The organism is Bacillus sp. JJ1474 (assembly GCF_036965225.1).
Classification (GTDB): Bacteria; Bacillota; Bacilli; order Bacillales; family Cytobacillaceae; genus Cytobacillus.
Genome location: NZ_JBALPC010000192.1, coordinates 17,493 through 30,526, shown reverse-complemented (window position 1 = coordinate 30,526; position 13,034 = coordinate 17,493). Strand labels below are relative to the sequence as shown.

At 37.7% G+C, this 13,034-nt stretch carries 17 protein-coding genes; 10 read left to right on the top strand and 7 right to left on the bottom strand.

Features of this window, described 5'->3' with window-relative positions; genetic code table 11:
• Positions 1-87: 87 nt before the first annotated feature.
• The 8 genes from V7164_RS20840 to fumC all read left to right on the top strand — a co-directional run bounded on the left by V7164_RS20840 (position 88) and on the right by fumC (position 6,189).
• Complete coding sequence (locus V7164_RS20840) at positions 88-552, top strand: helix-turn-helix transcriptional regulator (protein ID WP_335355123.1); 465 nt, start codon at positions 88-90, stop codon at positions 550-552.
• A gap of 83 nt (positions 553-635) precedes the next feature.
• Positions 636-2,681 carry a transglycosylase domain-containing protein gene (locus V7164_RS20835; RefSeq protein WP_335355122.1) on the top strand — a complete coding sequence of 682 codons (2,046 nt, stop codon included), beginning with the start codon at positions 636-638 and terminating at the stop codon, positions 2,679-2,681.
• A 173-nt stretch (positions 2,682-2,854) separates the two neighbouring features.
• Positions 2,855-3,415 carry an RNA polymerase sigma factor SigY gene (sigY, locus tag V7164_RS20830; protein WP_335355121.1) on the top strand — a complete coding sequence of 187 codons (561 nt, stop codon included), beginning with the start codon at positions 2,855-2,857 and terminating at the stop codon, positions 3,413-3,415.
• Complete coding sequence (locus V7164_RS20825) at positions 3,390-3,719, top strand: YxlC family protein (RefSeq protein ID WP_335355120.1); 330 nt, start codon at positions 3,390-3,392, stop codon at positions 3,717-3,719. The genes sigY and V7164_RS20825 overlap by 26 nt, the downstream gene beginning before the upstream one ends.
• Complete coding sequence (locus V7164_RS20820) at positions 3,716-3,931, top strand: sigma-Y antisigma factor component (RefSeq protein ID WP_335355119.1); 216 nt, start codon at positions 3,716-3,718, stop codon at positions 3,929-3,931. The genes V7164_RS20825 and V7164_RS20820 overlap by 4 nt, the downstream gene beginning before the upstream one ends.
• A 6-nt stretch (positions 3,932-3,937) precedes the next feature.
• Positions 3,938-4,141 (top strand): hypothetical protein, encoded by a 204-nt coding sequence (locus V7164_RS20815; RefSeq protein WP_335345332.1) that lies wholly within the window; start codon positions 3,938-3,940, stop codon positions 4,139-4,141.
• Complete coding sequence (locus V7164_RS20810; RefSeq protein WP_335345331.1) at positions 4,122-4,436, top strand: YbjQ family protein; 315 nt, start codon at positions 4,122-4,124, stop codon at positions 4,434-4,436. The genes V7164_RS20815 and V7164_RS20810 overlap by 20 nt, the downstream gene beginning before the upstream one ends.
• 370 nt (positions 4,437-4,806) lie before the next feature.
• Positions 4,807-6,189, top strand: a complete 1,383-nt coding sequence (gene fumC, locus V7164_RS20805; protein WP_335355118.1) for a class II fumarate hydratase — start codon at positions 4,807-4,809, stop codon at positions 6,187-6,189.
• Between the two features lie 73 nt (positions 6,190-6,262).
• On the opposite strand, the gene V7164_RS20800 is transcribed toward fumC, so the two are convergent.
• Positions 6,263-6,475: an alpha/beta-type small acid-soluble spore protein gene (locus V7164_RS20800; protein WP_335345329.1), complete on the bottom strand. Its 213-nt coding sequence runs from the start codon at positions 6,473-6,475 to the stop codon at positions 6,263-6,265.
• Positions 6,476-6,760: 285 nt separating this feature from the next.
• On the opposite strand from V7164_RS20800, the gene V7164_RS20795 reads away from it, so the two are divergent.
• Positions 6,761-7,003, top strand: a complete 243-nt coding sequence (locus tag V7164_RS20795) for a hypothetical protein (RefSeq protein WP_335345328.1) — start codon at positions 6,761-6,763, stop codon at positions 7,001-7,003.
• Between the two features lie 58 nt (positions 7,004-7,061).
• Here V7164_RS20795 and V7164_RS20790 read toward each other — a convergent pair whose 3' ends face one another.
• Together V7164_RS20790 and V7164_RS20785 are read right to left on the bottom strand one after the other, a co-directional pair.
• Complete coding sequence (locus V7164_RS20790; RefSeq protein WP_335345327.1) at positions 7,062-7,247, bottom strand: hypothetical protein; 186 nt, start codon at positions 7,245-7,247, stop codon at positions 7,062-7,064.
• Between the two features lie 65 nt (positions 7,248-7,312).
• Positions 7,313-7,525 (bottom strand): YheE family protein, encoded by a 213-nt coding sequence (locus V7164_RS20785; RefSeq protein ID WP_335355117.1) that lies wholly within the window; start codon positions 7,523-7,525, stop codon positions 7,313-7,315.
• A gap of 147 nt (positions 7,526-7,672) precedes the next feature.
• On the opposite strand from V7164_RS20785, the gene V7164_RS20780 reads away from it, so the two are divergent.
• Positions 7,673-7,801, top strand: coding sequence for a hypothetical protein (locus V7164_RS20780; protein ID WP_335345325.1), 129 nt, complete (start codon positions 7,673-7,675; stop codon positions 7,799-7,801).
• A 45-nt stretch (positions 7,802-7,846) separates the two neighbouring features.
• Here the strand turns inward: V7164_RS20780 and V7164_RS20775 are convergent, their stop codons facing one another.
• The 4 genes from V7164_RS20775 to V7164_RS20760 are packed head-to-tail and all read right to left on the bottom strand — an operon-like array spanning position 7,847 to position 12,874.
• On the bottom strand, positions 7,847-9,016 hold the full coding sequence (locus V7164_RS20775; protein ID WP_335345324.1) for a YheC/YheD family endospore coat-associated protein: 1,170 nt from the start codon (positions 9,014-9,016) through the stop codon (positions 7,847-7,849).
• Positions 9,013-10,380: a YheC/YheD family endospore coat-associated protein gene (locus V7164_RS20770; RefSeq protein ID WP_335355116.1), complete on the bottom strand. Its 1,368-nt coding sequence runs from the start codon at positions 10,378-10,380 to the stop codon at positions 9,013-9,015. The genes V7164_RS20775 and V7164_RS20770 overlap by 4 nt, the downstream gene beginning before the upstream one ends.
• Entirely contained in the window at positions 10,346-11,449 is a 1,104-nt protein-coding gene (locus V7164_RS20765) for a YheC/YheD family endospore coat-associated protein (RefSeq protein WP_335355115.1), read from the bottom strand. The genes V7164_RS20770 and V7164_RS20765 overlap by 35 nt, the downstream gene beginning before the upstream one ends.
• Before the next feature lie 60 nt (positions 11,450-11,509).
• Positions 11,510-12,874: a YheC/YheD family endospore coat-associated protein gene (locus V7164_RS20760; RefSeq protein ID WP_335355114.1), complete on the bottom strand. Its 1,365-nt coding sequence runs from the start codon at positions 12,872-12,874 to the stop codon at positions 11,510-11,512.
• Positions 12,875-13,034 lie beyond the last annotated feature (160 nt).

Here is a 13,034-nt window from a genome sequence, read left to right as displayed (position 1 = left end):
ATTAATTATTGTCATTTTATAATTCTATCTTTTATAATTGAAGAAGCAGTGTAATAATACACTAAATTTAAAGGAATGAAGCATACATTGAATCGCGAAGAAGTTATTTTTAAAGTGTCTGAAAAGTTGCGTCTCATCCGAACAGAAGCAGGATATACACAAGATAAAATGGCAGAGATTATTGGTGTTTCCAAAAAAACCCTTGTTCAAATAGAAAAAGGGCGTGTAGAAGCAGGCTGGTCAACAGTTGTTGCTGTTTGTGCCCTATTTAGGGAAACGGAAACAGTCCGCTTTTTATTTGGAAACGAGCCGCTAGAGGTTCTTGAAACGATTGCAAGAGAAGGGATTGACTATCGAAAAGAAAAAACGATGGGCGGAAAGATTTGGTGGAGAGAAATAGAGAACGAAAATGGCATTTTGCTTCAGCAAAATATTATTAGTCAGCATTTTCGCATTATTGATGAAGACCATTTTCGTATTTATAGCAGCTTTGATGAACCCTCCTCCAAAGAACGATTTGCAGAGCTGGTACATGAAAAAAACAGTTTATAACCCCCATATAAAGAAATAATCTGCCGAATTCCTTTATAGTATCATCATAGTTTTAGACATCTTTGACCAACTATGGAGGAAATATGAGGAAAAAACAATCTGTTTATAGTAAGTTCCAGAAATTTTGGAAGCAGAAACATATGACTCAAATTGCTATCCTGTCTGCATCAACCGCAGTATTAGCATTTTTGGGCTTTTTTTATTATTACGCAAACGGGGCAAATATTAGTTCGCTAGAACGCGGTCTTGCACAGTCCACTGTTATATATGATTTGAACGGAGAAGTTGCAAGCAAAATATCTGCTAATAAAGTCGAAGGAATATCGATTAAGGAAATTCCAGAGCATATGAAAAATGCGGTAATCGCCATTGAGGATCACCGTTTCTATGAGCATAATGGTGTTGATTTTACGAGTATTGGCAGAGCATTCTTCCGAAACATGAAGGCTGGAGAAATTGTCGAAGGCGGCAGCACAATTACACAGCAACTGACAAAAAATGCATTGCTATCAGCAGAAAAGACATATAAGCGAAAAATAGAAGAATTTTTTCTTGCAAGGGAAATTGAGAAACAGTTTACAAAAGACGAGATTCTGCAGATGTATTTGAATGAGATTTATTTTGGTGAAGGTGCTTGGGGGCTTAAGCGAGCAGCAATGAAGTATTTCGGTAAGGATGTCAAGGACTTGACGATTAGTGAGGCAGCTTTATTAGCCGGCTTAATCAAAGCTCCTTCTGTGATTAACCCTTACAAAAATGAAAAGGCAGCACTAGATCGCAGAAACATTGTACTTGCACAAATGAAAACCAATGGTTTTATTTCAGAAAACCAATGGAAAGCAGCGAAAAATGAACAATTAGTTTTTGACGATAAAGGGGGAGATCCATTCAAGGGGAAATATCCGTATTATGTTGACTTTGTTCTAGAGGAAGGGATGAAGAAATACGGTCTAACTCTTGATGAATTACTAACCGGCGGTTATCAGATCTATACGGAGCTTGATCCATTCATGCAGTCGGCAGCGGAAGAAACGTATCGTGACGATTCCATGTTTCCAGCAGGGAAAGGGGATCGATTGGTTCAAAGCGGGGCTATTCTTATTGATCCGAAAAGCGGGGGTGTTCGTGCATTGGTTGGAGGCAGGGGGGAGCATACACTCCTTGGTCACAACCGGGCGATTCATCCGGTAGGTCAGCCAGGCTCAACGATGAAGCCACTTGTCCCTTATACGCCAGCACTTGAAAATGGCTGGGATATTTCAGATGTATTAAAGGATGAAAAAATAAAGTTTGGAGATTATGAGCCAAATAATTATAATTTCAAATTCCGCGGTCAGGTTCCGATGTATGAAGCAGTTAAAGATTCCTTAAATATTCCTGCAGTATGGCTCCTCAACGAAATCGGTGTTGATAAAGGAATTGACGCGGCAAAAAGGTTTGGAATTCCGGAAGACGCGATCAACAATAACCTTGCCCTGGCACTTGGCGGAACAAATAAGGGGGTATCCCCATTAAATATGGCTGAAGCTTACACTGTTTTTGCTAACAGCGGGGAAAAGGCTGACGCGCATTCGATCGTAAAAATTGTTGACTCCAATGGTGACACCATTGCTAATTGGGATGATAAGAAAACTAGGGTAACAACGAAAGAGGTTACCGATAAGATCACAACGATGCTGCTTGGTGTTGTAGAGCAAGGTTCTGGAAGAGCGGCACAGATTCCCGGGAGAGAGGTAGCCGGGAAAACGGGTTCAACACAGGTTCCCATTGAAGGGGTAAATGGGATAAAGGATCAATGGTTCGTAGGTTATACTCCTCAGCTTGTTGGCGCTGTATGGGTAGGATATGATCGGACAGACAAGGATCACTATTTAACAACTACAAGCGGAGAGGGAACTGCACCAATTTTCAAGGCCATCATGTCTAAAGCCTTGCAAAATAAAGAAGCAATTTCTTTCGGCGTCCCGCATATTTCCTCTTTAATCGAAAAGAAAAAGCAAGAAGAGAAGTTTAATTCATTTGATAAAGGTTTCATGAAAAATAAAGAAAAGTGGGAAAAGAAAATAGAAAAAGAAAAGAAAAAGTGGGAGAAGAAACGGAAGAAAAATAAAGGGAAAAAACATGATTAGAAGAAACTTGGCATTTTTCGCCAAGTTTTTTTAAATTTTCCATGTTTTTTTATGAAAAAAATTTATAATAGATGTGAACGATTATTTATTATCAAGCGTCTAATTTATAATGCTTCTTAGAAAAATCATATGTTAAGAAGGCGGGACGATACGAAGGAGAGGAACATAGCCAGATGGAGGAGAAAGAGCTCATACATAGCGCGAAATCAGGCAATAAACGCGCTCTAGCCATGCTTTTTCAAAATAATTACCCCTTCTTAGTTAAGTATTTAATTAAAGTTACAATGAATCCAGATACAGCAGAAGAGCTTGCACAGGAGACAATGGCTAAATGTATTGAAAAAATTCATTTATATCAATTTAAATCAAAGTTTTCTTCCTGGCTTATTTCAATTGCTACGAATTTATATATTGATCAGCAGCGGAGAAAGAAAAGAGAAAAAGCATACCAGATGGATGAAGAACAATACAGAAAGCTAAAATGGCATTTGGAAACGAGGAATGAAGAATGGAATGATGCCATGTCCGCCTTAGGAAAATTGGCGGATGATGTAAGGATTCCGATCATATTAAGACATTATTATGGCTATTCCTATGATGAGATTGGGGAGTGGATGAAGCTATCCCCTGGTACGATAAAGTCAAGAGTTCATAACGGAATTATGGCTGTCAGGAAGGAGCTGAGAATAAATGACGAGAGAGAGAGACATGAGAGAAAATCTACATCAAGATGAAGATTTATTATTCGTCATGAAAGAAATTGAGCACGGCCTAGAAAAAATTGATCAAGGTACACCTATTCATACGCCAAGTTTAGAGTGGTTTGAGAATTTGATTGTCGAAGAGAAGAAAAATTTAAAAAAGAAGCTTATTTTCGATGCTTCACTTTTCGCAATCATTGCACTAATTATATTAAGCGGCATTTTATTTGCCCTGTACCGTGTTCCAATTGTCTTTATCACGATACAAGGTCTTACTATAATGTTTATTATTGGATTCGTGTCATTTCAGTACGTTAAACAGGTGAAGGAAACATGAATGAGGAAGTTTCTTTTCCGTTACTTATGGTTGTTGCCGTCATTTTGATCAGTCAAAGTACTTTTCTATTCATAAATGCAAGGAAACATGGACATAACTATTGGCTTTGGGGAATTATCGGCTTAATCCAGGCGCCGCTTCCCACATTAGTTTATTTACTGTTTGTAAGGAAGCTGTGGAAAAAGAAGAAAAAGTCTCATTTAAGGGAATGAAGATTTATGGGGAAACTAAAGCAGCTGTTTCTGCTGTTAACAGTCGTAAGCCAAATAATTGGATTGGTTATGCTGTTTATCAATATTAAAATAGCCATTTTGATTTATGTCATATACGCTGTTCTGTTTTTACTTATTTTTATCATATTAATCATGGAAAGACAGAAAGAAAAAGAGGAGGAAAAACGTAATGATTATCGTAACTATTGATTCTGTTCCGGGGAAGGAAATTAAAGATTTAAAAGGGTTTGTCAGAGGAGGCTGCATTCAATCTAAGCATATCGGCAAGGATATTATGGCTGGCTTACGGACTATTGTAGGCGGAGAAATAAGTGAATACACGGAGATGATGGAAGAAGCAAGACAGAAGGCCATTGGCAGAATGGTAGAGGATGCTAGATCAAAAGGAGCGAATGCGATTATCGGTATGCGTCTACAATCTTCAGCAGTTATGCAGAATGCATCAGAAATTATTGCATATGGAACGGCTGTTTATGTTGAATAAGTTATGCAAAGAGATTGTAAACAGGTGAGCAAAGAGTTCATAAATATGTCACCTTCTTGTCACGAAATGTTCCTATCTATACATAAAATTCACCCTCTTTCTATGCTATTTTTAACGTATAAATAGAATCAGGGGGAATATAAAATGGAACAGCTTTCAATTACATTAGTTATTGCCAGTATTATGGTCCTTGGTTATTTTATCGGATATACAGTTGTGAAACACTAAAAACTGCTTGCTCATGCAAAGCAGTTTTTTTTTATGTCTAGCCCTGACGCCTACCCTTTTCTAAGTTACCGATAAAAGTCTAAAAATAGGGAATAGAATATAAGGGAAGGGAATTATTTAAACATTACCAAGGAGTGGTTTCATGGAAAACTTTCGGATTGAAAGAGATACGCTTGGGGAAATAAAGGTTCAAGCGGATAAATATTGGGGTGCACAAACCCAAAGAAGCAGGGAAAACTTTCGTATTGGCATTGAAAAAATGCCGATGGAGGTTATTTATGCCTTTGCCCAAATTAAAAATGCAGCTGCTATTGTAAACAATAGGCTAGGAAAATTATCGGAAGTAAAAAAGGAGGCCATTGTTCAGGCAACCGTGGAAATTCTTGAAGGGAAATTTGATGATCATTTTCCACTAGTAGTCTGGCAGACAGGAAGCGGTACCCAATCCAATATGAACGTAAACGAAGTCGTGGCAAGAAGAGCAAATGAGTTCCTGCAGGCAAAAGGAGCTTCAAATACGAAGGTGCATCCTAATGACGATGTGAATATGTCCCAGAGTTCGAACGATACGTTCCCAACAGCGATGCATGTAGCAGCATATATCGAAATAGCCGAAAAGCTGATTCCTTCACTTCAAGCATTGAAGAAAACCGTCCATCAAAAGGAAGAGGCTTTTCAAGCGATTGTGAAAATTGGTAGGACTCATTTACAGGATGCTACCCCATTGACATTAGGTCAGGAAATAAGCGGCTGGCGCGCTATGCTTGATAAAAGCGAGCGGATGATTTCGGAAGCAATGGATCATTTACTAGATCTTGCCATTGGGGGAACAGCAGTAGGTACAGGCATAAATGCAGATAAATCTTTTGGGGAAGAGGTTGCAAAAGAAATTTCGAAGCGAACGGGGCATGCTTTCCGATCATCAGACAATAAGTTTCATGCCTTAACAAGCCATGATGAAATTGTTTATGTTCATGGGGCTTTAAAGGCTTTGGCTGCAGATCTCATGAAAATAGCCAATGATGTCAGATGGCTCGCCAGTGGACCTAGGAGCGGTATTGGGGAGCTTTCTATCCCCGCTAATGAACCGGGAAGCTCCATTATGCCAGGAAAGGTAAACCCGACACAAAGTGAAGCACTTACAATGATCGCATGTCAGGTTTTCGGCAATGATGCAACAATCGGTTTTGCCGCAAGCCAAGGGAATTTCGAATTAAATGTCTTTAAGCCAGTCATTATTTTCAACCTTATCCAAAGTTTTCGCCTTTTATCAGATGGAATGGATTCGTTTAATGAAAAATGCTTGCTAGGCCTAGAAGCTAATAAAGAGATTATTGCGGATCATGTAAATAGATCACTAATGCTTGTCACCGCTCTTAACCCTCATATTGGCTATGAAAAGGCAGCTGAGATTGCAAAGCTGGCATTTAAAGAAAATAATACTTTAAAAGAAGCGGCCCTGAAGACTGGGCATGTTACAAGTGAACAATTCGATTTGTGGGTAGATCCTTCAAAGATGGTATAGCTAAACCTATGGAAAAGCCCCCTTTTAGAAGGGGGCTAAAGCCATATCTTATTAAATTGTGTTTAACAAATTATTATTGTTGGTAACCGCCAAGTTGTTGCTCAGCCATTTGAACTAGGCGTTTTGTAATTTCTCCTCCAACAGATCCGTTGGCACGAGATGTAGTGTCAGCACCTAAGTTTACACCAAATTCGTTAGCAATCTCATACTTCATTTGGTCAAGTGCTTGTGCTACTCCTGGTACTAGTAATTGGTTTGAGGAATTGCTTCTTGTGTTGTTGTTCATAATTGGTTCATCTCCTCATTAAATTTTATTAGTATGGTTGGGTTAGCCGGAGTTGCACCGACACAAGATAAACTTGTTACCTCTAACTGGTTTAACCCATCGGTTAGTGGAAAGTTGTTTGTGTGTCTGTGTTTACTCTATATTATGGTGTTTTTCTGATCGCTTATTCTTTTTTTGTAGTGGGAATTGTTTCCTAATGGTTTTGTCATAACTATTAAAGTATTTACGAACGATAAGGTTATGGAAAATGAATGACATAATTAAGTATGGAGTGGGGGCATAGAAATGGCTATTTGTCCAATCTGTAATGGATTTGAGGAAATAAAGACAAAATGCTCATCTTGCGGTAATCGAGTTTACGATCAAGGAAGGGTTATGGATTATTACGATGATTATAGTGCATACATGCCTATTGATCTTATGAAATTGGAAAATGGCTATCCAACTGATTACTTAAACAAAGAATGCCCACATTTATTGAAATGTTTATCATGCGGAAATCAGGAGATCTCCTTGATCAAGGAATAATTTTTACTAAAAAATAGCACCCTCATTTTGAGAAAGTGCTATTTTTTGTCATGCTTAGTTATTCAGCTGTATATGGGGGATCTTCTTCGAAAAGATCTCTAGCTTCCTCAATATTAGTTGTTTCTTCCCTCATATGTACGGAACCGCCCGACATTCCTTCATTGATCATTCGATCAATGTCTAAATATGCCTTGTCTCGTCCTTCATAATGAGAATCATCTTTTACACTTTTTTTATCAGGCATCGCTGTATGCCTCCTTTGGATTTGATATGGCTTATCATTCCAAAGAAGTTATGAAAACATACTAATCACTGATCATAAACATGAAAAAGCATTAATTCATGAATTTGTTCCATTAATATAATCTCATCTTCTCCATTTGGCGTGTTTGAGGTCCAATCGATTTTACCATTTTGATGATAAATCCCATTAAATTTCTGTTTGTTAAAGTAAAAGGAAAATTTCCATCCTGGCAATTGTTTATTTTCGTATAAAGGCTTGTATTGAAAATGCGTTAACATATCACGGCCTCCTTTGCTTTTATCTTACACCTTTTTGTCAAACAACCCAATAATATAAATCACATGACATGAAAAACCAGTGTAATTCATTTAGTTGAAGGGAAGAAGAAGTATGTACACTTATTAAACGAAAAAGGAGTTGCTTAAATGAATAGAAATAAATGGGCTTTAACCACTTTAGCATTAGGAGCAGCGTACTTATTAAGGAATGATAAATCCCGCCAAAAATTAAAGAAACAGTTCCGCTCTTTTGCCGGACCAACTAAGAGAGCATAAATAAAAGCAGTCCACATAGGCTGATACCTTTTGTGGACTGCTGAATTAAAATCCTGCTAACTCAAGAAAAAGACAGGCCAAAGTTTGAAATCTTTTCCTTTCTATTTCCTGTTCATCAAAGCGCATTGGCTTGGAATTGATTTCGTATATCACATACTGGCCGTCTGCAGAGATTCCTGCATCTATTGAAAATTCGCCAAAAAAACCGATTTCCTTTGATAATAGCTTTCCTGCACGATCGGCTACTTCTACTATAAACTGATCATGCTCCTTCGATTGTAATTGTTTATAGGGCAGAATAATTCCGCCATTAGGAACATGAGTTGTTATATTTTGTTCCTTGGATTGCCGGATGCCTATGCCCGTTACGTTAAATTGATTATTTACATAATGGACAAGAATTCGAAAGTCAAACCGCTTTCCATTATATAACAATGGGTCGATCGCATTTTGGGCGATATACGATTTTTTTAAAAAAACCGAGTTCCACTTCATCCAAAAGGTATGAAAATCTTCATACAGATGTAATTCCTCATGCCCCTGCAATTTAATTGTGGAATCCTTATTTAAAGAAGCAAGGTAAATGCCCTTTCCTTTTGAACCTAATGATGGCTTTAAATATAATTGACGATGCATTTCAAAAAAATTCATTAGCGAAGGTTTTTCACAGATTTTTATAGTTTCTGGCATCAGCTTTTGGAAATAAGAATCCTTGGATAATACTTGATATAATTCATGTTTATCAAGGAAACACGTATTAAAAAAGGGAATGTTCTTGCTTTTGAAAAATTGATAAGCTTCATAAAATGAATCTGATTTTTCAATTCTGCGAAAAGGTACCCGATTATAGATAACATGTGGGATAGGGCATTGAACAGCGTACCATTTATCTTTAGTTGGATGATACATATATCCTTTTATTGAATGGTCGTTAATATTTTGGGGAGTAAAAACGATGGATATTCCGCCGTTTTTTATGATTTCTTTCTGAAGCTCTTTAAATAATCTGCCATTCCCAGTTACTTTATTATCCTTTTTTCTACCTGTTAAAATTCCAATTAAGGGAACTTCCTTCTGAGGTGAAATATGAAAGGAGAGGCTCCATGCGGGTGCGGAGCTAACCATTTGAACTGGGTGCTTATTGAAGCCTAATGTTTTCGATTGTTTATTAAGAGTAAACCAATTTTTAAGTTCAAGGTCATAAAAAATGCTCATCTAAAAACTTCCTCAGGACTCAAAATCGCCCTTTCAGCCAAAAATACAGCAAAGGATAAGGAAAGCTTTCTCGTTAGAAAATCAAATTCCTTCAACTCTGGATGTTTGAAAATGGATCTGCCCGGTTTAGAGTTAGCTTCGAATAGCCATACATTTCCTTGTCGATCGAGCCCGAGGTCAAATCCAATTTCACCAATTATACCTTCCATATTTTCTTCCAATGCTTTGCTTAATAACAGGGCAGCATTTGAAAGTTTTGTTTCTGCAAGCCTTTGTTCTTCTAAAGATGGAAAAACCTCGGCCATCGTTTGGATGACCCCACCGCTCTTAACATGCGTTGTCACACTTCCAGCCCCTGCTACTTTAGCTGCAATGGCCGTCACAACCCAATCTCCAAAATTATTTTTATTTGTGTGTATCCTAAAGTCAATTGGCCGTTGATCTTTTCGCAATAAATGAATTCCTTGCTGAACGAGCATTCGATTTAATTTTTTATCTGCAAAAACATGATTCATTAATCCTTCTAAGCTGTTATATTTCAGCAGCTTATTTTCTCCCTCATGGCTTCGGAATCTGCAAAAATAATAACCTTTTGCTTTATCATATAAGATTTGATGGATTCCTAAGCCGAGACTTCCGTTTATCGGCTTCACATACACATGCCCGTATTCGCTCAGCATTCTTTCAATTTCAGAAAATGAAACAAAGGGATGAGTTTCCGGTAAGAATTTTGCAATTGTGTCATCTTGAATTAGCCGGTCAAAAATATCTAATTTATTAAAAAAACCGGGATTATACCATGGGATTAAATATTCAGATTGCAGCCTTTCCTTTATATTTTTCTGCTCCGCTTTTCTTTCGCTTTTTCGGTTAGGCAGCCGATCATAAATAACGTTAGGAAAGGGAACCTCAAATGTCTTCCATCCATTATGGTGGTAAAATAATCCGTTTATTAATCCTTGCTCCCAATTAATATGCTGCTCCCCGAACACAAAGGGCATTGCACCAACAGCCTTTTTTACCGAAAGCAGCTTGGCAAAGAATAGGCTCCGTTCGCCGATTGGCCGCATCGGAAAAGGGGTAAAGCCTGATGTGAAAATGCCAACGAGTGGTCCAATAAAAAGAGTTTCATCATCATTGAAAATATGAAGAGGAACCTTTAAATCCGGAAGCTTTAGTTGCTCGGCGATATCCTTGCTAAGGCTTATCATTTCCTTGCTATTTGGCTGAATGTCTATTCTCGTTTCAATGGACTTTGACCCAAAAGCAATTTTTGATAGGTTTGTTTTCGGAACGGCTTCATTTGGGATATAGACTTGATGGGAGATGTCATGAAGAATTTCTACCTGATATTGTTTTCTCATTAATTTGTCTCCTTTCAAAATCTAATCTTTTGCCGTAAAGAAGGGGGGAAGTATATAATGGATCTTCCAAAGATGGATTAATCGTTATAGCAACCTTGCGTCCTGGCTTGGAGTTGATATCCAGTATCCAGATGGCATGATCTTTACTTATCCCAATATCCACGCCTAATTCAAAAAGCGGAGGAAAATGCTGTTCTAACATTTGTGGCAGGGATCTCAAAACTTCATTTATTTCATTATTTAGGTAATCTCTTTCTGAAGGAGGATATGCTGCCAGCCAATCCTCATAAGCAGAAACCGTTCCTCCCGCACTAATATTCGAAACGATCCCCTTTTCTTTACCTGTTCTTATCCCTTTGGCAATTTCCTTCCATTCTCCATATTCATTTTTTTGGAGCAGTACTCTAATATCAAAGGGCTGATTTCTATTGTTTGCAAGCTCCTTGTATTCCTGGATCAGATATTCTCTTTCTTTAATGAGGTAATCGATCCATGAAATGGCCTTCTCTTCATAAGGGAATTGGCGTGTAATCGTTTTATCTTGTTTGTCTGTTTGAACAATGATTTCATTATTTTTCTTTTCTAAATAGTAAATTCCTCTACCTTGAGAGCCATTTACTGGTTTCATCATGACAGGCTTATTCGGAATAAGGCGCTGAATGACATGTTGACCTGAAGTTACTTGACTCGATTTCAACAAGTAAGGTGATAGTATTGAATTTTCAAGCGCATGATACAATTCCAATTTATTTGGCAGACCGTATCCTAAAAATAATACTTCCTTTTTCGTTTTTAGCCATTTTACAATTGCTTTGCATTGTTTGGAATGAGGATCCTCTTTGTAGAAACAACGGTCATAAAGTATTTTAGGAAGAGGAAATTCACAAGCCTCCCATTCATTAGTGTTGGGATTAAAATAGTCCCCGTTCACATTTTCTGAAATGGGATTAATATTAGAGGGTACAAATCGATAACAGATCATTTCTAGCTGGTGTGCTCTTTTTGCGATTTCATTGAAATAATGTTTTTCATTAAACGTTTGCAACGTCATTAACCCAATTGACAGCATTAGTAATACCTCCTTGAAGTAAGACATAGATGTTGAGTTTAATAATCTTGGGACTCATTGTTACATGGAAAATGTTAATAAGGTGCAGTATTCTAGTAAAGCCTTTGTAGAGGGACGTATTTTATTTTCATTTTCTCCGAGGTTCTTGGAAGGCTTGGCATTTACCTCAATGATCCAAAGCTTTCCGCTTTCATCCACCCCGATATCTATCCCAAGCTCTCCCATCAAGCCATCGGAATGATGGCTTATAATAGACGAGGCTTCTACTGCAAGCTCCTTCATTAGTGCAAGCTGCTGGATGGCTGTCTTCCGATCCGATAATTTTGTTAAAACGTGAACAGGTTTCATGATTTCTCCGCCTCTTGCAATATTTGAAACAAACTGCTCCTCAGCTGATATTCTTGCTACTGCGGAGGTAGCCTTCCAGGAATTTTGTAAATTTCGATGACAAAGGATTCGAAAATCCAACTGGTTATTTTTGTATTTTATTAAAGGGATTCCTTGTTGCACAATATAGGTTCTCTTCTCAAGAAATGGCTGAATCCATTTGAAAAACTCGCTGTACGTATTAAACAAATACGTGTGGTCCCGCCCCTTGGCAGTAGATAATTCTGCTTGGAGCGAATTATTAATTTTTGAAAGCTTTATTATATTTCTGCCTTGGCTTCCATGGATAGGCTTTATAAAAATCGAATCGTATTTCATCTTTAATTCTTCCAAGGATTGCTCTGTTGCTAGTAATGTTTCCGGAAGAAAAGGATGCAAATACTCTTCGGAGATTAATAAATCATTGACCGTGTTTTTAGTGAGAAAATGATCATTAAATATAGGAATATTGTGTAAGAAAACAGCCTTCTTAAATTTTTGGAAAAATAAGCTTGCTTCAAGCCTACGTGAATGTATACGATTATAGATGACATTAGGGAGAGGGACAGGAGAATTATGCCAGCTTTCATCTAGTAGATAATAGCCGTTCATGATCCCATCCGAGTAATCGGTTAATGAAAAAACATAGAAAAAGCCGCCTATTTCCGATACTACATCGTGCATTTCCTTGCAAAAACTATGGATGGAGCGAAAATGAGGTTCCAACTCTTCCGAGAAGCTTATTTCAGTCAATAAGCCAATTACCGGACCAATAGTAAGGGTATTTTCCTTTTTGGAATAATGTGCAATAAATTGTGTTACCTGTATAGGCAGCATCAACTCTCGGAACAAATCTTCACTCATGATGATTTCATCCTTTGTAATAGGAGCACTCTCGATCATGACAGAAATGCGATTGTTTCCCACAGCAACATCAAATGTTTTAGCTTCATCTATTCTCCAATAATGAATGAGGGAATGGCTAATTTTTATTGAGTGGTCCATATATTGAAACGATTTGGCTGGAACAATCGTAATAGGTAATAATGATAAATTCATGATCATTCCTCATTTTTGAATTTTTTGCCGCAGATTAACGGGCTGTAAGACTCCCATTTGAAGGAGTTGCCGAAACATATTATTCTATAATGGGAGATCAAACAGCCCGTAAAGGCCCGATAATAGGAACACTGACTAAGAACGCCACGTCCTGTGGCAA

Bases quoted from the DNA above. Each gene is read 5' to 3' on its own strand.
- V7164_RS20825 (WP_335355120.1), top strand. From the start codon at position 3,390: ATGAGAGAAAATCTACATCAAGATGAAGATTTATTATTCGTCATGAAA.
- V7164_RS20810 (WP_335345331.1), top strand. From the start codon at position 4,122: ATGATTATCGTAACTATTGATTCTGTTCCGGGGAAGGAAATTAAAGAT.
- V7164_RS20815 (WP_335345332.1), top strand. From the start codon at position 3,938: ATGGGGAAACTAAAGCAGCTGTTTCTGCTGTTAACAGTCGTAAGCCAA.
- V7164_RS20765 (WP_335355115.1), bottom strand. From the start codon at position 11,449: ATGCTGTCAATTGGGTTAATGACGTTGCAAACGTTTAATGAAAAACAT.
- V7164_RS20785 (WP_335355117.1), bottom strand. From the start codon at position 7,525: ATGTTAACGCATTTTCAATACAAGCCTTTATACGAAAATAAACAATTG.
- V7164_RS20775 (WP_335345324.1), bottom strand. From the start codon at position 9,016: ATGAGCATTTTTTATGACCTTGAACTTAAAAATTGGTTTACTCTTAAT.
- V7164_RS20835 (WP_335355122.1), top strand. From the start codon at position 636: ATGAGGAAAAAACAATCTGTTTATAGTAAGTTCCAGAAATTTTGGAAG.
- V7164_RS20760 (WP_335355114.1), bottom strand. From the start codon at position 12,874: ATGAATTTATCATTATTACCTATTACGATTGTTCCAGCCAAATCGTTT.
- V7164_RS20780 (WP_335345325.1), top strand. From the start codon at position 7,673: ATGAATAGAAATAAATGGGCTTTAACCACTTTAGCATTAGGAGCAGCG.
- V7164_RS20800 (WP_335345329.1), bottom strand. From the start codon at position 6,475: ATGAACAACAACACAAGAAGCAATTCCTCAAACCAATTACTAGTACCA.
- V7164_RS20795 (WP_335345328.1), top strand. From the start codon at position 6,761: ATGGCTATTTGTCCAATCTGTAATGGATTTGAGGAAATAAAGACAAAA.
- V7164_RS20820 (WP_335355119.1), top strand. From the start codon at position 3,716: ATGAATGAGGAAGTTTCTTTTCCGTTACTTATGGTTGTTGCCGTCATT.
- sigY (WP_335355121.1), top strand. From the start codon at position 2,855: ATGGAGGAGAAAGAGCTCATACATAGCGCGAAATCAGGCAATAAACGC.
- fumC (WP_335355118.1), top strand. From the start codon at position 4,807: ATGGAAAACTTTCGGATTGAAAGAGATACGCTTGGGGAAATAAAGGTT.
- V7164_RS20790 (WP_335345327.1), bottom strand. From the start codon at position 7,247: ATGCCTGATAAAAAAAGTGTAAAAGATGATTCTCATTATGAAGGACGA.
- V7164_RS20770 (WP_335355116.1), bottom strand. From the start codon at position 10,380: ATGAGAAAACAATATCAGGTAGAAATTCTTCATGACATCTCCCATCAA.